A 20,777-nucleotide genomic window follows, 5' to 3' on the forward strand; every position below is an offset into this window, starting at 1 on the left:
CCGCGCGTCCCGGGCCCCGCGCCGCACCGCGCGCAGGACTCCGCGCCACTCCCCGGCGAGGCTCCCGCCCGCCGCCGCCCCACCCCTATGCCTCGAATGCCCGTTCTACCCCGCCCTCCGCCCCCCGGAGTTTGTGGCCCGGCCCTCCGATCGCCCATGATGATCGCGGCGCAGGCTGGAGCAGACGACGTGGAGCGGCCCGTGAACGGGCGGTGAACACGGCCCTTCGGGCATCCGATAGCCTCTGCCGACATGCCGCCCGGGCGCCTCAGGCAGGCGGCGCCCCACCATGCACATGACCGGCGCGGACGCGTCGGCACAGGGAGTGAGTTCGGTTGTCGACCGCCATCCTCACCGGTCAGCCGGTCCCCGGATCGTCGATCGAGGGCGATCTGCGGTCCCTCGGTTTCGAGGTCCGGATCGCCGCCGACACCCCGGAGGCCGAGACCCTCCTCGCCCAGGTGCCCGCCGACCGGCGCGTCGCCGTCGTGGACGCCGCCTTCGTCGGCCACCTGCACGCACTGCGCCTGGGACTGACCGACCCGCGCTTCCCGCTGGCCGCCGTCCCCGGCGCCGTCACCGCCCAGCCCGCGGGCCGGCAGGCCCTCACCCGCGCGATGGCCCGGGAGAACACCGACGGCGGCGGAGGCACGTCCCTGGCCGTCGACAGCCTCGCCGACCGGATCGCCGCCGCCCTGGACGCCGACGGCGCCGAGCCGCACCGCCCCGAGCTGGGCGCCCTGGTGGCCGCCGTCCCCGCCGACCCCCAGGCCCGCAACGAGGCACGGCAGGCCGTCGCCGCCGTGGACGACGAGGCCGTACGCCTCAAGTCGGCCGTCAAGGCCCGCGACGGCTTCTTCACCACCTTCTGCATCAGCCCGTACTCGCGCTACCTCGCCCGCTGGTGCGCACGCCGCGGCCTGACCCCCAACCAGGTCACCACCGCCTCCCTGCTCACCGCGCTGATAGCGGCCGGCTGCGCCGCCACCGGCACCCGCGGCGGCTTCGTCGCCGCCGGCGTGCTGCTGATCGCCTCGTTCGTCCTGGACTGCACCGACGGACAGCTGGCCCGCTACTCCCTCCAGTACTCCACCCTCGGCGCCTGGCTGGACGCCACCTTCGACCGGGCCAAGGAGTACGCCTACTACGCCGGCCTCGCCCTCGGCGCGGCCCGCGGCGGCGACGACGTATGGGCCCTCGCGCTCGGCGCCATGGTCCTCCAGACCTGCCGGCACGTGGTCGACTTCTCCTTCACCGAGGCCAACCACGACGCCACCGCCAACACCAGCCCCACCGCCGCCCTCTCCGACCGGCTCGACAGCGTCGGCTGGACGGTCTGGCTGCGCCGGATGATCGTCCTGCCGATCGGCGAACGCTGGGCGATGATCGCCGTCCTCACCGCGGCCACCACTCCCCGCGTGACCCTCTACGTGCTGCTCGCCGGCTGCGCCCTCGCCGCGTGCTACACCACCGCGGGCCGCCTGCTGCGCTCCGTGACCCGCCGGGCCACCCGCACCGACCGCGCCGCCCAGGCGCTCGCGGACCTCGCCGACACCGGGCCGCTGGTCGCGCTGTGCGCCCGCTTCGCCCGCGGGGTGCCGCGCCACTCGGCGGCCTACCTGGCCCTGAGCGGCGGCGCCCTGGTCGCCGCCTCCGCCGTGCTGTGGGGCGGCGGCTGGCAGACCGTGGTGTGCGCCGTCGCGTACGTCCTGCTCTCCGCGGCCGCCGTCGCCCGCCCCCTCAAGGGCCCCCTGGACTGGCTGGTGCCGCCCTTCTTCCGCGCCGCCGAGTACGGCACGGTCCTGGCCCTGGCCGCCCGGGCCGATGTGAACGGAGCCTTGCCGGCGGCTTTCGGGCTGGTGGCGGCCGTCGCCTACCATCACTACGACACGGTGTACCGCATTCGCGGCGGCGCCGGAGCGCCACCGGCCTACCTGGTGCGCGCCATCGGGGGGCAGGAGGGGCGGACACTGCTCGTCGCCGTGCTCGCCGCGCTGCTCACCGCCGTCCAGTTCAAGGTCGCGCTCACGGTGCTCGCCGTGCTCGTGGCCGCGCTGGTGCTCACCGAGAGCATCCGCTTCTGGGTGCGCGCCCACCAGGGCGGCGCGCCCGCCCTACACGACGAAGGAGAACCCGCATGATCGGCCTCGTGCTGGCGGCCGGCGCCGGACGGCGCCTGCGCCCCTACACCGACACCCTGCCCAAGGCACTGGTGCCGGTGGGGCCGGAGGGTGCGGAGGACAGCATCACCGTGCTCGACATAGCGCTCGGCAACTTCGCCGAGGTGGGCCTGACCGAGGTCGGGATCATCGTCGGCTACCGCAAGGAGGCCGTCTACGAGCGCAGGGCCGCCCTGGAGCAGAAGTACGGTCTGAAGATCACCCTGATCGACAACGACAAGGCCGAGGAGTGGAACAACGCCTACTCCCTGTGGTGCGGCCGTGACGCGCTGAAGGACGGCGTCATCCTCGCCAACGGCGACACCGTCCACCCGGTCTCGGTGGAGAAGACCCTGCTGGCCGCCCGCGGCGACGGCAAGAAGATCATCCTCGCGCTGGACACCGTGAAGTCCCTCGCCGAGGAGGAGATGAAGGTCGTCGTCGACCCCGACAAGGGCGTCCAGCGGATCACCAAGCTGATGGACCCGGCGGAGGCCACCGGCGAGTACATCGGCGTCACCCTGATCGAGGGCGAGGCGGCCGAGGAGCTGGCCGACGCCCTGAAGGCCACCTTCGAGCGCGACCCGCAGCTGTACTACGAGGACGGCTACCAGGAGCTGGTCAACCGCGGCTTCCAGGTCGACGTGGCTCCGATCGGCGAGGTCGACTGGGTGGAGATCGACAACCACGACGACCTCGCCAAGGGCCGGGAGATCGCGTGCCGGTACTGACGAGGCTCATCCCCTCGCCGATCGTCGTCGACATCCGGCCGGGGGCGCTCGACGACCTGGCCGCGATCCTCTCCGACGAGCGGATCTCGCCCTCGGGGCGGCTGGCCTTCGCCATCAGTAACGGCTCAGGCCGGGTGCTGCGGGAGCGGTTCGGCCCGGCCTTCCCGGGCGCCGACTGGTTCGCGGACGCCGACGGCACCATCGACGGCGCCGTGCGGCTGGCCGACTCCATCAAGCGGGCCGGCCGCTACGACGCGGTGGTCGGCGTCGGCGGCGGCAAGGTCATCGACTGCGCCAAGTACGCGGCGGCCCGGGTGGGCCTGCCGCTGGTCGCGGTGGCCACCAACCTGGCCAACGACGGACTGTGCTCGCCGGTCGCCACTCTCGACAACGACGCGGGCCGCGGCTCCTACGGCGTGCCCAACCCGATCGGCATCGTCATCGACCTCGACGTGATCCGCGAGGCCCCGGTGCGCTATGTCCGGGCCGGCATCGGCGACGTGATCTGCAAGATCTCCGCCGTGGCCGACTGGGAGCTGTCGCACCGCGAGACCGGCGAGAAGGTCGACGGGCTGGCCGCCGCGATGGCCCGCCAGGCGGCCGAGGCGGTGCTGCGCCATCCCGGCGGCATCGGCGACGCCCCGTTCCTCACGACGCTCTCCGAGGCCCTGGTGCTGTGCGGCATCTCCATGTCGGTGGCCGGGGACAGCCGTCCCGCCTCGGGCGCCTGCCACGAGATCAGCCACGCGTTCGACCTGCGGTTCCCCAAGCGCAGCGCGCTCCACGGCGAGCAGTGCGGCCTGGGCGGCGCCTTCGCCACGTTCCTGCGCGGCGACACGGAGACGGCCGGGCGGATGGCCGACGTACTGCGCCACCACGGGCTGCCCGTGCTGCCCGGCGACATCGGCTTCGACCTGGACGAGTTCGTGCAGGCCGTCGAGTACGCCCCGCAGACCCGGCCCGGCCGCTACACCATCCTCGAACACCTCGACCTCTCCACCGACCAGATCAGGGACGCATACGCCGACTATGCAAAAGCCATCGGTAGCTGAGCTCCGCCCGGTCGTCCACCCCGCGGGGGTGAAGGACCGGCGCAGCGGTGAGCACTGGGCCGGCCGGCTCTACATGCGCGAGCTGTCGCTGCGCATCGACCGGCACCTGGTGAACACCCGGGTCACGCCCAACCAACTGACCTACCTGATGACCGTGTTCGGAGTCCTGGCGGCCCCGGCCCTGCTGGTGCCGGGGATCTGGGGCGCCGTGCTCGGCGTGGTCATGGTGCAGCTGTACCTGCTGCTGGACTGCGTCGACGGCGAGGTCGCGCGCTGGAAGCAGCAGTTCTCCCTCGGCGGGGTCTACCTGGACCGCGTCGGGGCGTACCTCACCGACGCCGCGGTCCTGGTCGGGCTCGGGCTGCGCGCCGCCGACCTGTTCGGCAGCGGCCGCATCGACTGGCTGTGGGCCTTCCTGGGCACCCTGGCCGCGCTCGGCGCCATCCTGATCAAGGCGGAGACCGACCTCGTCGGAGTCGCCCGGCACCAGGGCGGCCTGCCACCGGTCAAGGAGTCGGCCTCCGAGCCGCGCTCCTCCGGCATGGCGCTGGCCCGCCGGGCCGCCGGCGCGCTCAAGTTCCACCGGCTGATCCTCGGCATCGAGGCGTCGCTGCTGATCCTGGTCCTGGCGATCGTGGACCAGGTGCGGGGCGACCTGTTCTTCACCCGGCTCGGCACCGCCGTCCTCGCCGGCATCGCGCTGCTGCAGACCCTGCTGCACCTGGTGTCCATCCTCGCCTCCAGCAGGCTGAAGTGAGCGCCGGCATGGACAGGTCCCTCAAGGTCGGCGCGGTGGTCATCACCATGGGCAACCGCCCCGAGGAGCTGCGCGCGCTGCTCGACTCGGTCGCCAAGCAGGACGGCGACCGCGTCGAGGTCGTCGTCGTCGGCAACGGCTCGCCCGTCCCGGACGTCCCCGAGGGCGTACGGACGATCGAACTGCCGGAGAACCTCGGCATCCCCGGCGGCCGCAACGTCGGCATCGAGGCCTTCGGCCCAGGCGGCCGGGACGTCGACGTCCTGCTCTTCCTGGACGACGACGGACTGCTGGCCCGCACCGACACCGCCGAGCTGTGCCGGCGGGCCTTCACGGCCGACGCGAAGCTGGGCATCGTCAGCTTCCGCATCGCCGACCCGGACACCGGCCTCACCCAGCGCCGCCACGTGCCCCGGCTGCGGGCCTCCGACCCGATGCGCTCCTCCCGGGTCACCACCTTCCTCGGCGGCGCGAACGCCGTGCGCACCCAGGTCTTCGCCGAGGTCGGCGGCCTGCCCGACGCGTTCTTCTACGCCCACGAGGAGACCGACCTGGCCTGGCGCGCGCTGGACGCGGGCTGGCTGATCGACTACCGGTCCGACATGGTGCTGTACCACCCGACCACCGCGCCGTCCCGGCACGCGGTCTACCACCGCATGGTGGCCCGCAACCGGGTGTGGCTGGCCCGCCGCAACCTGCCCGCCCCGCTGGTCCCCGTCTACCTGGGGGTGTGGCTGCTGCTCACCCTGGCCCGCCGCCCCTCGGGCCCGGCCCTGAAGGCGTGGTTCGGCGGCTTCAAGGAGGGCTGGAGCACCCCGTGCGGACCGCGCCGGCCCATGAAGTGGCGTACGGTGTGGCGGCTCACCCGGCTGGGCCGGCCGCCGGTCATCTGACAGTCCCGTTCCCGGCGGTACCCGGTCCGCCCGGTCCGTGCCCTGCCCGCGCAGCCGCACCCGCTGCGCATGAGAAGACGAAAGTAAATCCTTGTGAGTGAGACAACGCACGACGGCGGCGTCGCCCTCGGCGCGGCGGCGCCGCCCGACGAAGGCCTCCCGGCGGCGCAGCTCGCCGCCAAGTACGGGCTGTCCGTCAGCGGCGCCCGGCCCCCGCTCAGGGAGTACGTGCGCCAGCTGTGGGGCCGGCGCCACTTCATCCTCGCCTTCTCCCAGGCCAAGCTGACCGCCCAGTACAGCCAGGCCAAGCTCGGCCAGGTGTGGCAGGTGGCGACCCCGCTGCTGAACGCGGCCGTCTACTACTTCATCTTCGGCCTCCTCCTCAAGGCCAACCGGGGCCTGGGCCACGACACGTACATCCCGTTCCTGGTCACCGGGGTGTTCGTGTTCACCTTCACCCAGAGCTCGGTGATGGCGGGCGTGCGCGCCATCTCCGGCAACCTGGGCCTGGTGCGCGCGCTGCACTTCCCGCGCGCCTCGCTGCCCATCTCCTTCGCGCTCCAGCAGCTCCAGCAATTGCTGTTCTCGATGGCCGTGGTGTTCGTCGTCACGGTGGCCTTCGGCAGCTATCCAGGTCTGTCCTGGCTGCTGATCGTCCCGGCGCTGGCGCTCCAGTTCCTGTTCAACTCCGGCCTGGCGCTGATCCTGGCCCGGCTCGGCGCCAAGACCCCCGACCTCGCCCAGCTCATGCCGTTCGTCCTGCGCACCTGGATGTACGCCTCGGGCGTGATGTTCTCCATCAGCGGCATGCTGGCCGGCAAGCCCGAGTGGGTCACCCGGCTGATGCAGGCCAACCCCGCCGCGATCTACATGGACCTCATCCGGTTCGCGCTGATCGACGGCTACGGCGCCGCGAACCTCCCGCCGCACGTCTGGGCCCTCGCGGTGGCCTGGGCCGTGGTCGTGTTCGCCGGCGGTTTCGTGTTCTTCTGGAAGGCGGAGGAGAGGTACGGCCGTGGCTGAGCACCATCCCGCCCAAGGCGACGCCCGAGGCGCCGGGGACCGCGTCCCCACCGTCATCGCCGACGAGCTGCACATCGTCTACCGCGTCAACGGCGCCAAGTCCGGCAAGGGCAGCGCGACCGCCGCCCTCAGCCGCATCGTCAAGCGCGGCTCCGGCGACAGCGCCCGCGGCGTGCGCAAGGTGCACGCCGTGCGCGGCGTCTCCTTCGTCGCCCACAAGGGCGAGGCCATCGGTCTGATCGGCTCCAACGGCTCCGGCAAGTCCACGCTGCTGCGCGCCATCGCCGGCCTGCTGCCGGCCGAGCGGGGCAAGGTCTACACCGACGGCCAGCCCTCGCTGCTGGGCGTGAACGCGGCCCTGATGAACGACCTGACCGGCGAGCGCAACGTCATCCTCGGCGGCCTGGCCATGGGCATGTCGCGCGAGGAGATCAAGGAGCGCTACCAGGACATCGTCGACTTCTCCGGCATCAACGAGAAGGGCGACTTCATCACGCTGCCGATGCGGACGTACTCCTCCGGCATGGCGGCCCGGCTCCGGTTCTCCATCGCCGCCGCCAAGGACCACGACGTCCTCATGATCGACGAGGCGCTGGCCACCGGCGACCGCAAGTTCCAGACCCGCTCGGAGGAGCGGATCAGGGAGCTGCGCAAGGAGGCCGGCACCGTCTTCCTGGTGAGTCACAACAACAAGTCGATCCGCGACACCTGCGACCGGGTGCTGTGGCTGGAGCGCGGGGAACTGCGCATGGACGGCCCCACCGACGAGGTGCTCAAGGAGTACGAGAAGTTCACGGGCAAGTGATCCCGTCCGCCCAGGGCCCCGCCGGAAGCGTCCGGCGGGGCCCCGCGTGTGCAAAGGAAGCGTCAACTCCCGCGTCGGCAAGGAATCTTGATAACGATCGGTGTGTTGTTGTGATGTGCGGGACACCCCCATGCGGTTCGCTGCGTTGTACAACGTAAGCTGTACCGGTCCCGGAAAGCGGCAAGTGGGGAGATAATGCGCGACACCCTGCGCCGGGGCCGCCGCCCGGACGGCAAGCGGGCGTGTCCGAAATAGTGTGTGTCGGGTCGGCAGTGTAGAACGGGAGATGTGACGGCAATGGCTACGGAAACTCCCCAGCTCAACGCAGCGTGCGCCGTCCCCGCGCCGGGCTGCGGACGATGACGGCGACGATCGCGGCGCACGACCCGGAACGCGCCACCCTCGACAAGGCCGCGGACGAGAACTTCCCCGTGGCGCCGTTCTTCCTGCCCCGTGCCTGGCGCACCGACCTCATGGCCGTCTACGGCTTCGCCCGGCTCGTCGACGACATCGGCGACGGCGATCTGGCCCCCGGCGGCGCCGACGCCCGACTGCTCGGCGTGTCGGCCACCGACGCGCAGGACCGCCTCGTCCTCCTCGACGCCTTCGAGGCCGACCTGCGCCGGGTCTTCGACGGCACGCCCCGCCACCCCCTGCTGCGCCGGCTCCAGCCCACCGTCCGCCGCCGCGCGCTGCCCGTCGAGCCGTTCCTCGGCCTGATCGCCGCCAACCGCCAGGACCAGCTCGTCACCCGCTACGAGACCTACGACGACCTCCTGGCCTACTGCGAGCTGTCCGCCAACCCCGTGGGCCGTCTGGTCCTCGGCGTCACCGGCACCTCCACCCCCGAACGGATCCGCCGCTCCGACGCGATCTGCACCGCCCTCCAGATCGTCGAGCACCTCCAGGACGTCAAGGAGGACCTCGGCCGCGACCGCGTCTACCTGCCCGCCGAGGACCTGAAGCGCTTCCACGTCCAGGAGGCGGACCTCGCCGCACCCAGTGCCGGCGCGTCGGTGCGCGCCCTGGTCGCGTACGAAGCGGAACGCGCCCGCGATCTGCTGAATGAAGGCGCCCCCCTGGTGGGTAGCGTCCACGGCAGGCTGAAGCTGCTGCTCGCGGGGTTCGTGGCAGGGGGGAGGGCGGCCGTCGACGCGATCGCCGCCGCCGCGTTCGACGTACTTCCCGGCCCGCCCAAGCCCGGCAAGGTCCAGTTGCTGCGCGAGGTGGGCGTGATTCTGCGAGGAGAGGGGTGATCCGGGCCGTGGAGCCGGAACAGCAGGCGTCCGCGCCGGTACTCGCCGCCTACAGCTACTGCGAGGCCGTCACCGGGCAGCAGGCCCGCAACTTCGCCTACGGCATCCGGTTGCTGCCGACGCCCAAGCGGCGCGCGATGTCGGCGCTGTACGCGTTCTCCCGGCGGGTGGACGACATCGGCGACGGCGCGCTGCCCGACGACGTCAAGGCCGCCCGGCTGAAGGACACCCGGACGCTGCTCGACCGCGTCCGGGACGGCGCCGTCGAGGACGACGACACCGATCCCGTCGCCGTCGCCCTCGCCCACGCGGCTCGCGCCTTCCCGATCCCGCTCGACGGCCTCGACGAGCTGATCGACGGCGTCCTGGCCGACGTGCACGGCGAGACCTACGAGACCTGGGACGACCTCAAGGTCTACTGCCGCTGCGTGGCCGGCGCCATCGGACGGCTCTCGCTCGGCGTGTTCGGCACCGAACCCGGCGCGCGCGGCGCCGAGCGCGCCCCCGAGTACGCCGACACGCTGGGCCTCGCCCTCCAGCTGACCAACATCCTGCGCGACGTCCGCGAGGACGCCGAGGGCGGCCGCACGTACCTGCCCGCCGACGACCTCGCCAAGTTCGGCTGCTCGGCCGGCTTCCACGGGCCGACCCCGCCGGAGGGCTCCGACTTCGCCGGCCTGGTCCAGTTCGAAGTGCGGCGCGCCCGCGCCCTGTTCGCCGAGGGCTACCAGCTGCTGCCCATGCTCGACCGGCGCAGCGGCGCGTGCGTGGCCGCCATGGCCGGCATCTACCGGCGCCTGCTCGACCGCATCGCCCGCGACCCCGAGGCCGTGCTGCGCGGCCGGGTCTCCCTGCCCGGACGGGAGAAGGCGTACGTCGCCGTGCGCGGCCTGTCCGGGCTCGACACCCGGCATGTGAGCAGGCAGGCCGTCAGGAGGCGGGCCTGATGGGCACACCGGTCACCGGCGCGGCGCCGGGCGGCCCCCGCCGGGCAACCCCCGGGCGCCGCACGGCGTCACTGACGGCGACGACCGGCCGCGGAGCACCCGCGTACCGCCGCGGACGAACAGGGGAGGGCGCGCGATGAGCGACGGCACGCTACCGCAGCAGCCGCTCGGCGGCACGGCACGCGCCGGCGGCCGGCACGCGGTCGTGATCGGCGGCGGTCTCGCCGGACTCACCTCCGCGCTGGCGCTCGCCGACGCCGGCGTCCGCGTCACGCTGCTGGAGAGCCGGCCGCGCCTGGGCGGCCTCGCCTTCTCCTTCCGGCGCGGCGACCTCACCGTCGACAACGGCCAGCACGTCTACCTGCGCTGCTGCACCGCCTACCGCTGGTTCCTCGACCGCGTCGGCGGCGCCGCCCTCGCCCCGCTGCAGAGCCGCCTCGACGTGCCCGTCATCGACCTGGCCAGACCCGAGGGACGGCGCCTGGGCCGACTCCGCCGCGACCCGCTGCCCGTCCCGCTGCACCTGGGTCGCAGCCTCGCCGCCTACCCGCACCTCTCGCTCGCCGAGCGCGCCCGGGTCGGACGCGCCGCACTGGCGCTGCGCTCCCTCGACCTCGCCGACCCGGCCCTGGACGAGACCGACTTCGGCAGCTGGCTGGCCGCGCACGGTCAGTCCGCGCGGGCCGTCGAGGCACTGTGGGACCTCGTCGGGGTCGCCACCCTCAACGCGCGAGCCGCCGACGCCTCACTGGGGCTCGCCGCGATGGTGTTCAAGACCGGTCTGCTGTCCGACCCGGGCGCCGCCGACATCGGCTGGGCCCGTGTCCCGCTGGGCGAACTGCACGACCGGCTGGCCCGCAGGGCGCTCGACTCCGCGGGCGTGCGTACCGAGGTCCGGACACGCGTCACCTCCGTCCTCCTCAACGAGAACGGGGGCTGGAGCGTTCAGGTTCCCGGCGAGCGGTTCGACGCCGACGCCGTCGTGCTCGCCGTACCGCAGCGCGAGGCCCACGACCTGCTGCCCGCCGGCGCCCTGGACGCCCCCGACCGACTGCTCGACATCGGCACCGCCCCCATCCTCAACGTCCACGTCCGCTACGACCGCAAGGTGCTCGACGCCCCCTTCGTGGCCGCCCTCGGCACCCCCGTGCAGTGGGTCTTCGACCGCACCGAGGCCGCCGGGGTCGAGCACGGCCAGTACCTGGCCCTGTCCCAGTCGGTGGCGCAGGACGAGATCGACACGCCCGTCGCCGACCTGCGCGAGCGCTACCTGCCGGAGCTGCGCCGGCTGCTGCCCCGCACGCGCGACGCCGGGGTCGTCGACTTCTTCGTGACCCGGGAGCGCACCGCGACGTTCGCCCCGACCCCCGGCGTCGGCCGGCTGCGGCCCGGCGCCCGCACCAAGGCACCCGGCCTCTACCTGGCCGGAGCGTGGACCGCCACCGGGTGGCCCGCGACCATGGAGAGCGCGGTCCGCAGCGGCGTGAGCGCGGCGGACGCCGCCCTCGACGCCCTGGGGCGGCCCCGCCCGACCCGTCTCTTCGTCCCCGAGGAGGCGGCCGCGTGACGCTGAGACGGCAGCCGGCGGAGCCCCGCACCACCGGCACCGCGACAAGAGGAGAGACTGTGCCCACTGTGCCCCCGGCCCCGACGGCCGACCGGAGGACCGCGGTGGACGTGACCGCGCTGCTGGACCGCGGCCGGACCCTGGCCACCCCGGTCCTCAAGGCGGCCGTCGACCGCCTGGCCCCGCCGATGGACACCGTCGCCGCCTACCACTTCGGCTGGATCGACGCCGCGGGCAATCCGGCGCACGGGGACGGCGGCAAGGCCGTGCGCCCCGCCCTGGCCGTGCTCTCCGCCCAGGCCGCCGGCGCCGCGCCCGAGGCCGGCGTGCCCGGCGCGGTCGCCGTGGAACTCGTGCACAACTTCTCCCTGCTGCACGACGACCTGATGGACGGCGACGAGCAGCGCCGGCACCGCGACACCGTCTGGAAGGTGCACGGCCCGGCCCAGGCCATCCTGGTCGGCGACGCCCTGTTCGCGCTGGCCAACGAAGTCCTGCTGGAAATCGGCACGGTCGAGGCCGGCCGCGCCGCCCGCCGCCTCACCACCGCCACCCGCGCCCTGATCGACGGCCAGGCGCAGGACATCTCCTACGAGCACCGCGACCGGGTCAGCGTCGAGGAGTGCCTGGAGATGGAGGGCAACAAGACCGGCGCCCTGCTCGCCTGCGCCTGCTCCATCGGCGCCGTGCTCGGCGGCGCCGACGACCGCACCGCCGACACCCTGGAGAAGTACGGCTACCACCTCGGCCTGGCCTTCCAGGCCGTCGACGACCTCCTCGGCATCTGGGGCGACCCGGACGCCACCGGCAAGCAGACCTGGAGCGACCTGCGCCAGCGCAAGAAGTCCCTGCCGGTCGTGGCCGCGCTCGCGGCGGGCGGCGACGCCTCCGAACGGCTCGGCGAGATCCTCGCCGCCGACGCCAAGAGCAGCGACTTCGAGAACTTCTCCGAGGAGGAGTTCGCGGCCCGCGCCGCCCTCATCGAGGAGGCCGGCGGCCGCGAGTGGACGGCCCGGGAGGCGCGCCGTCAGCACACCATCGCCATCGAAGCCCTCGACGCCGTGGACATGCCCGACCAGGTGCGGTCCGCCTTCGCGGCGCTCGCCGACTTCGTCGTCGTACGAAAGAGATGATCACTATCGGTCGAACCACCCTCGCTTAGTCGCCGGCCGGTGCGGCAAGTTCTCGAGCACCGGCCGACGGCGGACCCACAGCAGCACGACTCGCACGACTGCACGAAGGGGAAGCCATGACAGCGACGACCGACGGAAGCACCGGGGCGACACTGCCGACCCGCGCTGCCGCGGCCAGCGAACCCGTACTCACCACCCCCGTCGCGGCCGGGGTACACCAAGCCGCGGAACACGCCGCCAGGCGTGCCACCGACTTCCTGCTGAGCAAACAGGACGCCGAGGGCTGGTGGAAGGGCGACCTCGAGACCAACGTCACGATGGACGCCGAAGACCTGCTCCTGCGCCAGTTCCTGGGCATCCAGGACGAGGCGACCACCCGCGCCGCCGCGCTCTTCATCCGCGGCGAGCAGCGCGAGGACGGCACCTGGGCCACCTTCTACGGCGGCCCCGGCGACCTGTCCGCCACCATCGAGGCCTACGTGGCGCTCCGGCTGGCCGGCGACGCGCCCGACGCCCCGCACATGGCGAAGGCCGCCGCCTGGGTCCGCGCGCGGGGCGGCATCGCCGCGGCCCGCGTCTTCACCCGGATCTGGCTCGCCCTGTTCGGCTGGTGGAAGTGGGAGGACCTGCCCGAACTCCCGCCCGAGCTGATCTACTTCCCCACCTGGTTCCCGCTCAACATCTATGACTTCGGCTGCTGGGCGCGGCAGACCATCGTGCCGCTCACCATCGTCTCCGCCAAGCGCCCGGTGCGCCCGGCGCCGTTTCCGCTGGACGAGCTGCACACCGACCCGGCCCGGCCCAACCCGGTCAAGCCGACGGCCCGGGCGGCCAGTTGGGACGGCGCCTTCCAGCGCCTGGACAAGGCCCTGCACGCGTTCCGCAAGGTGGCGCCCAGGCGGCTGCGCCGCTCGGCGATGAACACCGCCGCCCGCTGGATCATCGAACGGCAGGAGAACGACGGCTGCTGGGGCGGCATCCAGCCGCCTGCCGTGTACTCGATCATCGCGCTGCACCTGATGGGCTACGACCTCCAGCACCCGGTGATGCGCGCGGGCCTGAAGTCACTGGACCGGTTCGCCGTGTGGCGCGAGGACGGCGCCCGGATGATCGAGGCGTGCCAGTCGCCCGTCTGGGACACCTGCCTGGCCACCATCGCCCTCGCCGACGCCGGACTGCCCGCCGACCACCCGCAGTTGGTGAAGGCCGCCGACTGGATGCTGGGCGAGGAGATCGTGCGGCCCGGCGACTGGTCGGTGCGCCGGCCCGGACTGCCGCCGGGCGGCTGGGCGTTCGAGTTCCACAACGACAACTACCCCGACATCGACGACACCGCCGAGGTGGCGCTCGCGCTGCGCCGGGTCCGCCACCACGACCCGGAGCGGCTGGACAAGGCGATCGGGCGCGGGGTGCGCTGGAACCTCGGCATGCAGTCGAAGAACGGCGCCTGGGGCGCCTTCGACGTCGACAACACCAGCCCCTTCCCCAACCGGCTGCCGTTCTGCGACTTCGGCGAGGTCATCGACCCGCCGTCCGCCGACGTTACCGCGCACGTCGTGGAGATGCTGGCCGTCGAGGGCCTGGCCCACGACCCGCGCACCCGGCGCGGCATCCAGTGGCTGCTGGCGGAACAGGAGCCGGACGGCTCGTGGTTCGGCCGCTGGGGCGTCAACTACATCTACGGCACCGGCTCCGTCGTCCCCGCGCTGACCGCCGCGGGCCTGCCCGCCTCGCACCCGGCGATCCGCCGCGCGGTGGCCTGGCTGGAGCGGGTGCAGAACGACGACGGCGGCTGGGGCGAGGACCTGCGCTCCTACCGGGACACCAAGAAGTGGAGCGGCAAGGGCGCCTCCACCGCCTCGCAGACGGCGTGGGCGCTGATGGCGCTGCTGGCGGCCGGCGAGAAGGACTCCGGGGCCGTCGAGCGCGGCGTGCGGTGGCTGGCGGACACCCAGCGGGAGGACGGCTCCTGGGACGAGCCGTACTTCACCGGCACCGGTTTCCCCTGGGACTTCTCCATCAACTACCACCTGTACCGGCAGGTGTTCCCGCTGACCGCGCTCGGCCGGTACCTCCACGGCGACCCGTTCGCCGCCGAGGCGCCCGCCGGCCGGCCCCTCGCCGAGGCCAAGGGCAGCTGATGGCGACCCGGCCCGCCCCGCCCCCGCTGCTGGTCGCCTGCGCGCTCGGCATCGAGCACTTCGCCCTGCGCCTGGGCGAGCGGGGCGCGCGGCGCCCGCGCGGCGCGCCCCGCCCCGGCGCCGGAGCGGACCAGTGGGGCGGCGGGCCCGTCACCGTCCTGCGCACCGGCATGGGACCCCGGGCGGCGGAGCGCTCCGTCACCCGGGCCCTGGCCGGCCCGGAGCTGGCCGGGGCGGCGGTGCTGGCCACCGGCTTCTGCGCCGGACTCGCCCCCGGCATGCACCCCGGCGACCTGGTCGTCGCCGAGGAGACCCGCGACGCCCGCGGCACCGTCGCCTGCGTGGGCGCCGAACTGCTCGTCAAGGAACTCACCCGCGCGCTGCCCGGCCGAACCGTCCACACCGGCCCGCTCACCGGCTCCGACCACGTCGTCCGCGGCCCGGAGCGGTCCGACCTGCGCGCCACCGGCGCGATCGCGGTCGACATGGAGTCGGCCGCCACCCTGCTGAGCGCCGTGGCCGCGGGCGTGCGCCCGGTTGCGGCCGTCCGGGTGGTCGTGGACGCCCCGGAACACGAACTCGTCCGGATCGGCACCGTGCGCGGTGGAATATCAGCCTTCCGTGTTCTGCGATCCGTACTGCCGACTTTTTTCGAATGGCACCGCAATGTGCTACTCCCCAGGAGGTGAGCCAGATGGCCATGCCACTGCGCCAGTCCATCAAGGTCGCTACATATCTGGCCGAACAGAAGCTCCGCAAGCGGGACAAGTTCCCGCTCATCGTGGAGCTGGAGCCGCTGTTCGCCTGCAACCTGAAGTGCGAGGGGTGCGGAAAGATCCAGCACCCGGCCGGGGTGCTCAAGCAGCGCATGCCGGTCGCCCAGGCGGTGGGCGCGGTGCTGGAGTCGGGCGCGCCGATGGTGTCCATCGCCGGCGGTGAGCCGCTGATGCACCCTCAGATCGACGAGATCGTGCGCCAGTTGGTGGCCAAGCGGAAATACGTCTTCCTGTGCACCAACGCGATGCTGCTGCGCAAGAAGATGGACAAGTTCACCCCCTCGCCGTACTTCGCCTTCGCCGTGCACATCGACGGGCTGCGCGAGCGGCACGACGAGTCGGTGGCCAAGGAAGGCGTGTTCGACGAGGCCGTGGCGGCCATCAAGGAGGCCAAGCGGCGCGGCTTCCGGGTGACCACCAACTCCACCTTCTTCAACACCGACACCCCGCAGACCATCGTCGAGGTCCTCAACTTCCTCAACGACGACCTCCAGGTGGACGAGATGATGATCTCGCCCGCCTACGCCTACGAGAAGGCGCCCGACCAGGAGCACTTCCTCGGCGTGGAGCAGACCCGCGAGCTGTTCAAGAAGGCGTTCTCGGGCGGCAACCGGCGCAAGTGGCGGCTCAACCACTCCCCGCTCTTCCTGGACTTCCTGGAGGGCAAGGTCGACTTCCCGTGCACCGCGTGGGCGATCCCGAACTACTCCCTCTTCGGCTGGCAGCGCCCCTGCTACCTGATGAGCGACGGCTACGTGCCCACCTACCGCGAGCTCATCGAGAAGACCGACTGGGACAAGTACGGCCGCGGCAAGGACCCGCGCTGCGCCAACTGCATGGCGCACTGCGGCTACGAGCCCACCGCCGTGCTGGCCACCATGGGGTCGCTCAAGGAGTCCCTGCGCGCCATGCGCGAGACCGTCTCGGGGAACAGGGACTGAGGCCGTGACCGCCGTTTCCCTGGGTGTCCCCGAGGTACCGGCCCGGCCGATCGCCGCGCGGCGCGTGTCGCGGCAGATCCACGTCGGGCCGGTGGCGGTCGGGGGCGGGGCGCCGGTGTCGGTGCAGTCGATGACGACGACGCGTACGTCGGACATCGGTGCGACGTTGCAGCAGATCGCGGAGCTGACCGCGTCGGGCTGCCAGATCGTGCGGGTGGCGTGTCCGACGCAGGACGACGCGGACGCGCTGGCGACGATCGCGCGCAAGTCGCAGATCCCGGTGATCGCGGACATCCACTTCCAGCCGAAGTACGTGTTCGCCGCGATCGAGGCGGGGTGTGCGGCGGTGCGGGTGAATCCGGGCAACATCAAGAAGTTCGACGACCAGGTCCGGGAGATCGCGAAGGCGGCCAAGGACCACGGCACGCCGATCCGGATCGGGGTGAACGCGGGCTCGCTGGACCGCAGGCTGCTCCAGAAGTACGGCAGGGCGACGCCGGAGGCGCTGGTGGAGTCGGCGCTGTGGGAGGCGTCTCTGTTCGAGGAGCACGGCTTCCGGGACATCAAGATCTCGGTGAAGCACAATGACCCGGTCGTGATGATCGAGGCGTACCGGCAGCTGGCCGAGCAGTCCGATTACCCGCTCCACCTGGGTGTGACGGAGGCGGGTCCGGCCTTCCAGGGGACGATCAAGTCGGCGGTGGCGTTCGGCGCGCTGCTCTCGCAGGGCATCGGCGACACCATCCGGGTGTCGCTGTCGGCGCCGCCGGCCGAGGAGGTCAAGGTCGGCATCCAGATCCTGGAGTCGCTGAACCTGCGTCAGCGGGGCCTGGAGATCGTGTCGTGTCCGTCGTGCGGGCGCGCGCAGGTGGATGTGTACAAGCTGGCCGAGGAGGTCACGGCGGGTCTGACGGGCATGGAGGTGCCGCTGCGGGTCGCGGTGATGGGCTGTGTCGTCAACGGTCCCGGCGAGGCGCGCGAGGCGGACCTGGGTGTGGCGTCCGGCAACGGCAAGGGGCAGATCTTCGTCAAGGGCGAGGTCATCAAGACCGTGCCGGAGTCGAAGATCGTGGAGACCCTGATCGAGGAGGCCATGAAGCTGGCCGAGCGACTGGAGGAAGACGGCGTCACGGCGGACGCCTCCGCCACCGGAACACCGACGGTGACGGTGAGTTGACGTACGGCACGGACCGAGAGGGGGCCCAGTGTGACCATTCTGGAAAGCATCCGGGGACCACGCGACCTGAAGGCGCTGTCCGAGGCGGAACTCGGCGAACTGTCCGAGGAGATACGTGACTTCCTGGTGCGGGCGGTCGCCAGGACCGGCGGTCACCTGGGGCCCAACCTGGGGGTGGTGGAACTCACCGTCGCACTGCACCGGGTCTTCGATTCGCCCACCGACCGGATCCTGTGGGACACCGGCCACCAGAGCTACGTGCACAAGCTCTTGACGGGCCGTCAGGACTTCTCGAAGCTGCGCGGCAAGGGCGGCCTGTCCGGCTACCCCTCGCGCGAGGAGTCCGAGCACGACGTCATCGAGAACAGCCACGCCTCCACCGCGCTGGGCTGGGCCGACGGCCTCGCCAAGGCACGCGACGTACGCGGCGGGAGCGGACACGTGGTCGCCGTCATCGGCGACGGCGCGCTGACCGGCGGCATGGCCTGGGAGGCCCTGAACAACATCGCGGCCGCCCGCGACCGCCCCCTGATCATCGTCGTCAACGACAACGAGCGCTCCTACGCGCCCACCATCGGCGGCCTCGCCAACCACCTGGCCACCCTGCGCACCACCGACGGCTACGAAAAGTTCCTCGCCTGTGGCAAGGAGGTGCTGCGGCGCACCCCCGTCGTCGGCGGCACCCTCTACGAGTCGCTGCACGGAGCGAAGAAGGGCTTCAAGGACGCCTTCGCCCCCCAGGGCATGTTCGAGGACCTGGGACTGAAGTACCTCGGCCCGATCGACGGGCACGACCCGCGCGCCCTGGAGTCGGCGCTGCGCCGCGCCCAACGCTTCCACGGCCCGGTCCTCGTGCACTGCCTCACCGAGAAGGGCCGCGGCTACGAACCGGCCCTCGCGAACGAGGAGGACCACTTCCACACCGTCGGCGCGATGGACCCGCTCACCTGCGCCCCGCTCGCCCCCTCCGGCGGCCCGTCGTGGACCTCCGTGTTCGGCGAGGAGATGGCGCGCATCGGCGAGGAGCGCGAGGACGTGGTGGCGATCACCGCGGCCATGCTGCGTCCGGTGGGCCTCGGGGAGTTCGCCGAGCGCTTCCCGGACCGGGTGTGGGACGTCGGCATCGCCGAGCAGCACGCGGCCGTCTCCGCGGCCGGCCTCGCCACCGGCGGACTGCACCCCGTCGTCGCCGTCTACGCCACCTTCCTCAACCGCGCCTTCGACCAACTGCTCATGGACGTGGCCCTGCACCGGTGCGGCGTCACCTTCGTGCTGGACCGGGCGGGGGTGACCGGCGTCGACGGCGCCTCCCACAACGGCATGTGGGACCTGTCCGTCCTCCAGGTCGTCCCCGGCCTCAGGATCGCCGCGCCGCGCGACGCCGCCCAACTGCGCGCCCAGCTGCGCGAGGCCGTCGCCGTGGACGACGCGCCCACCCTGATCCGCTTCCCCAAGGAGTCCGTCGGGCCGGAGATCGAGGCCGTCGACCGGGTGGGCGGCATGGACGTCCTGCACCGGGCGCGGCGGCCCGAGGTGCTGTTCGTCGCCGTCGGCGTGATGGCGCCGGTGTGCCTCCGGGCCGCCGAACTGCTGGAGGCGCGCGGCATCGGCTGCACGGTCGTCGACCCGCGCTGGGTCAAACCCGTCGACCCCGCCCTGCCGGACCTGGCCGCCGCGCACCGGCTGGTGGCCGTGGTGGAGGACAACAGCCGGGCGGCCGGCGTCGGCTCCGCCGTCTCCCTGGCCCTGGAAGACGCCGAAGTGGACGTCCCGGTACGGCGGTTCGGCGTCCCGGAGCAGTTCCTCGCGCACGCCAAGCGCGCCGAGGTGCTCGCCGACATCGGTCTGACGCCGGTCGAGATCGCCGGCCGCGTCGGCGCGAGCCTCGCCGCCCGGGAGCGCACCGCGGACGTACCGGCCCAGCGGCCCGCCGGCGCGGCCGGGACCCCCATGCCAGTCAAGGAGACGACTGAATGACCACGGAGTTCGACCTCGGCGCCCTGCTGGCCGAGCGCGGAGCCGAGCGCTACGAGCTGCACACCCGGCACCTCAACCACCAACTGCCGCGCATGCTGCACACCATCGGCTTCGACAAGGTCTACGAGCGGGCCGAGGGCGCGTACTTCTGGGACGCCGAGGGCGACGACTACCTGGACATGCTCGCCGGGTTCGGGGTGATGGGCCTGGGCCGCCACCACCCGGTCGTCCGCAAGGCGCTGCACGACGTCCTGGACGCCCAGCTCGCCGACCTGACCCGGTTCGACTGCCAGCCGCTGCCCGGCCTGCTGGCGGAGCGGCTGCTCGCGCACAGCCCGCACCTGGACCGGGTGTTCTTCGGCAACAGCGGCACCGAGGCGGTGGAGACCGCGCTGAAGTTCGCCCGCCGCGCCACCGGCCGGCGGCGCGTCCTGTACTGCGAGCACTCCTTCCACGGCCTGACCGCCGGCTCGCTCTCCGTCAACGGCGAGGAGGGCTTCCGGGACGGCTTCGGCCCGCTGCTGCCCGACACCGCCGTGCCGCTCGGCGACCTCGACGCGCTCGCCCGCGAGCTGAAGAAGGGCGACGTGGCCGCCCTGATCGTCGAGCCGATCCAGGGCAAGGGCGTGCACGAGAGCCCGCCCGGCTATCTGCGCGCCGCCCAGGAGCTGCTGCACCGGCACAAGGCGCTGCTCATCGCCGATGAGGTGCAGACCGGACTCGGCCGCACCGGCGACTTCTACGCCTACCAGCACGAGGCCGGCGTCGAACCGGACCTGGTGTGCGTCGCCAAGGCCCTGTCCGGCGGCTATGTGCCGGTCGGCGCCACCCTCGGCAAGGACTGGATCTTCAAGAAGGTCTACTCCTCCCTCGACCGGGTGCTGGTGCACTCGGCGAGCTTCGGGGCCAACGCCCAGGCGATGGCCGCGGGCCTGGCCGTGCTCTCGGTCATGGAGAACGAGCAGATCGTCGCCAACGCCCGCGCCACCGGCGACCTGCTGAAGTCCCGGCTGGCCCGGCTGACGGACAAGTACGAACTGCTCGCCGACGTGCGCGGCCGGGGCCTGATGATCGGCATCGAGTTCGGCCGGCCCACGTCGCTGAAGCTGCGCGGCCGGTGGACCATGCTCCAGGCGGCCCGCAAGGGCCTGTTCGCGCAGATGGTGGTCGTCCCGCTGCTCCAGCGCCACCGCATCCTCACCCAGGTCTCCGGCGACCACCTGGAGGTGATCAAGCTGATCCCGCCGCTGGTCGTCGGCGAGCGCGAGGTGGACCGGTTCGTGGACGCCTTCACCGCCGTGATGGACGACGCGCACAACGGCGGACTGATGTGGGACTTCGGGAAGACCCTGGTCAAGCAGGCGGTCGCCAACCGCTGAGCGGACCCCTCCGGCGCTTTTGCCTCTGAGGCAAGAAAATTGCCGCAGAGGCAAAGATGCGGC

The 20,777-nt window shown here is 72.4% G+C and carries 17 protein-coding genes; all 17 read left to right on the forward strand.

Annotated features, from left to right (window positions below; all coding sequences use genetic code 11):
• Positions 1–335: 335 nt before the first annotated feature.
• The 17 genes from ABEB07_RS18850 to ABEB07_RS18930 all read left to right on the forward strand — a co-directional run bounded on the left by ABEB07_RS18850 (position 336) and on the right by ABEB07_RS18930 (position 20,714).
• Positions 336–2,141: a DUF5941 domain-containing protein gene (locus ABEB07_RS18850; RefSeq protein WP_345669405.1), complete on the forward strand. Its 1,806-nt coding sequence runs from the start codon at positions 336–338 to the stop codon at positions 2,139–2,141.
• Positions 2,138–2,890 (forward strand): phosphocholine cytidylyltransferase family protein, encoded by a 753-nt coding sequence (locus tag ABEB07_RS18855; protein WP_345669407.1) that lies wholly within the window; start codon positions 2,138–2,140, stop codon positions 2,888–2,890. The genes ABEB07_RS18850 and ABEB07_RS18855 overlap by 4 nt, the downstream gene beginning before the upstream one ends.
• Positions 2,878–3,942 (forward strand): iron-containing alcohol dehydrogenase family protein, encoded by a 1,065-nt coding sequence (locus ABEB07_RS18860; protein ID WP_345669408.1) that lies wholly within the window; start codon positions 2,878–2,880, stop codon positions 3,940–3,942. Before ABEB07_RS18855 ends, ABEB07_RS18860 begins: the two co-directional genes overlap by 13 nt.
• Complete coding sequence (locus ABEB07_RS18865) at positions 3,920–4,699, forward strand: CDP-alcohol phosphatidyltransferase family protein (protein WP_164583871.1); 780 nt, start codon at positions 3,920–3,922, stop codon at positions 4,697–4,699. The genes ABEB07_RS18860 and ABEB07_RS18865 overlap by 23 nt, the downstream gene beginning before the upstream one ends.
• An 8-nt stretch (positions 4,700–4,707) precedes the next feature.
• Positions 4,708–5,592, forward strand: coding sequence for a glycosyltransferase family 2 protein (locus tag ABEB07_RS18870; RefSeq protein ID WP_164583870.1), 885 nt, complete (start codon positions 4,708–4,710; stop codon positions 5,590–5,592).
• 93 nt (positions 5,593–5,685) lie between these two features.
• Positions 5,686–6,615 (forward strand): ABC transporter permease, encoded by a 930-nt coding sequence (locus ABEB07_RS18875; protein ID WP_345669409.1) that lies wholly within the window; start codon positions 5,686–5,688, stop codon positions 6,613–6,615.
• A complete protein-coding gene (locus ABEB07_RS18880; protein ID WP_345669410.1) occupies positions 6,608–7,420 on the forward strand; it encodes an ABC transporter ATP-binding protein in 813 nt (270 codons plus the stop codon). Before ABEB07_RS18875 ends, ABEB07_RS18880 begins: the two co-directional genes overlap by 8 nt.
• Before the next feature lie 359 nt (positions 7,421–7,779).
• Complete coding sequence (gene hpnC, locus ABEB07_RS18885; protein WP_345669411.1) at positions 7,780–8,676, forward strand: squalene synthase HpnC; 897 nt, start codon at positions 7,780–7,782, stop codon at positions 8,674–8,676.
• Positions 8,673–9,623 (forward strand): presqualene diphosphate synthase HpnD, encoded by a 951-nt coding sequence (gene hpnD, locus ABEB07_RS18890; protein ID WP_176151268.1) that lies wholly within the window; start codon positions 8,673–8,675, stop codon positions 9,621–9,623. Before hpnC ends, hpnD begins: the two co-directional genes overlap by 4 nt.
• Before the next feature lie 136 nt (positions 9,624–9,759).
• On the forward strand, positions 9,760–11,190 hold the full coding sequence (gene hpnE, locus ABEB07_RS18895) for a hydroxysqualene dehydroxylase HpnE (RefSeq protein WP_345669413.1): 1,431 nt from the start codon (positions 9,760–9,762) through the stop codon (positions 11,188–11,190).
• Positions 11,191–11,258: 68 nt separating this feature from the next.
• Positions 11,259–12,323 carry a polyprenyl synthetase family protein gene (locus ABEB07_RS18900; RefSeq protein WP_164582367.1) on the forward strand — a complete coding sequence of 355 codons (1,065 nt, stop codon included), beginning with the start codon at positions 11,259–11,261 and terminating at the stop codon, positions 12,321–12,323.
• A 116-nt stretch (positions 12,324–12,439) separates the two neighbouring features.
• Positions 12,440–14,464, forward strand: coding sequence for a squalene--hopene cyclase (gene shc, locus ABEB07_RS18905; protein WP_345669414.1), 2,025 nt, complete (start codon positions 12,440–12,442; stop codon positions 14,462–14,464).
• Positions 14,464–15,153 (forward strand): phosphorylase family protein, encoded by a 690-nt coding sequence (locus ABEB07_RS18910; RefSeq protein WP_345669415.1) that lies wholly within the window; start codon positions 14,464–14,466, stop codon positions 15,151–15,153. Before shc ends, ABEB07_RS18910 begins: the two co-directional genes overlap by 1 nt.
• A 5-nt stretch (positions 15,154–15,158) precedes the next feature.
• The gene (gene hpnH, locus ABEB07_RS18915; RefSeq protein WP_164587922.1) at positions 15,159–16,181 is read left to right on the forward strand and encodes an adenosyl-hopene transferase HpnH; all 1,023 of its coding nucleotides are present in this window, start codon (positions 15,159–15,161) and stop codon (positions 16,179–16,181) included.
• 4 nt (positions 16,182–16,185) lie between these two features.
• Positions 16,186–17,358 (forward strand): flavodoxin-dependent (E)-4-hydroxy-3-methylbut-2-enyl-diphosphate synthase, encoded by a 1,173-nt coding sequence (gene ispG, locus ABEB07_RS18920; RefSeq protein ID WP_176151272.1) that lies wholly within the window; start codon positions 16,186–16,188, stop codon positions 17,356–17,358.
• A 30-nt stretch (positions 17,359–17,388) separates the two neighbouring features.
• Positions 17,389–19,335, forward strand: coding sequence for a 1-deoxy-D-xylulose-5-phosphate synthase (dxs, locus tag ABEB07_RS18925; RefSeq protein ID WP_345669416.1), 1,947 nt, complete (start codon positions 17,389–17,391; stop codon positions 19,333–19,335).
• A complete protein-coding gene (locus ABEB07_RS18930) occupies positions 19,332–20,714 on the forward strand; it encodes an aspartate aminotransferase family protein (protein ID WP_345669417.1) in 1,383 nt (460 codons plus the stop codon). Before dxs ends, ABEB07_RS18930 begins: the two co-directional genes overlap by 4 nt.
• Positions 20,715–20,777: the final 63 nt, after the last annotated feature.

It is taken from the genome of Streptomyces similanensis, from assembly GCF_039543625.1.
In the GTDB taxonomy this organism is placed as follows: Bacteria; Actinomycetota; Actinomycetes; order Streptomycetales; family Streptomycetaceae; genus Streptomyces; species Streptomyces similanensis.

Excerpts from the sequence above, each read along its gene's own strand:
- ABEB07_RS18855 (WP_345669407.1), top strand. The coding sequence starts at position 2,138 with ATGATCGGCCTCGTGCTGGCGGCCGGCGCCGGACGGCGCCTGCGCCCC.
- ABEB07_RS18865 (WP_164583871.1), top strand. The coding sequence starts at position 3,920 with ATGCAAAAGCCATCGGTAGCTGAGCTCCGCCCGGTCGTCCACCCCGCG.
- ABEB07_RS18870 (WP_164583870.1), top strand. The coding sequence starts at position 4,708 with ATGGACAGGTCCCTCAAGGTCGGCGCGGTGGTCATCACCATGGGCAAC.
- hpnC (WP_345669411.1), top strand. The coding sequence starts at position 7,780 with ATGACGGCGACGATCGCGGCGCACGACCCGGAACGCGCCACCCTCGAC.
- hpnE (WP_345669413.1), top strand. The coding sequence starts at position 9,760 with ATGAGCGACGGCACGCTACCGCAGCAGCCGCTCGGCGGCACGGCACGC.
- shc (WP_345669414.1), top strand. The coding sequence starts at position 12,440 with ATGACAGCGACGACCGACGGAAGCACCGGGGCGACACTGCCGACCCGC.
- ABEB07_RS18910 (WP_345669415.1), top strand. The coding sequence starts at position 14,464 with ATGGCGACCCGGCCCGCCCCGCCCCCGCTGCTGGTCGCCTGCGCGCTC.
- hpnH (WP_164587922.1), top strand. The coding sequence starts at position 15,159 with ATGGCCATGCCACTGCGCCAGTCCATCAAGGTCGCTACATATCTGGCC.
- ABEB07_RS18930 (WP_345669417.1), top strand. The coding sequence starts at position 19,332 with ATGACCACGGAGTTCGACCTCGGCGCCCTGCTGGCCGAGCGCGGAGCC.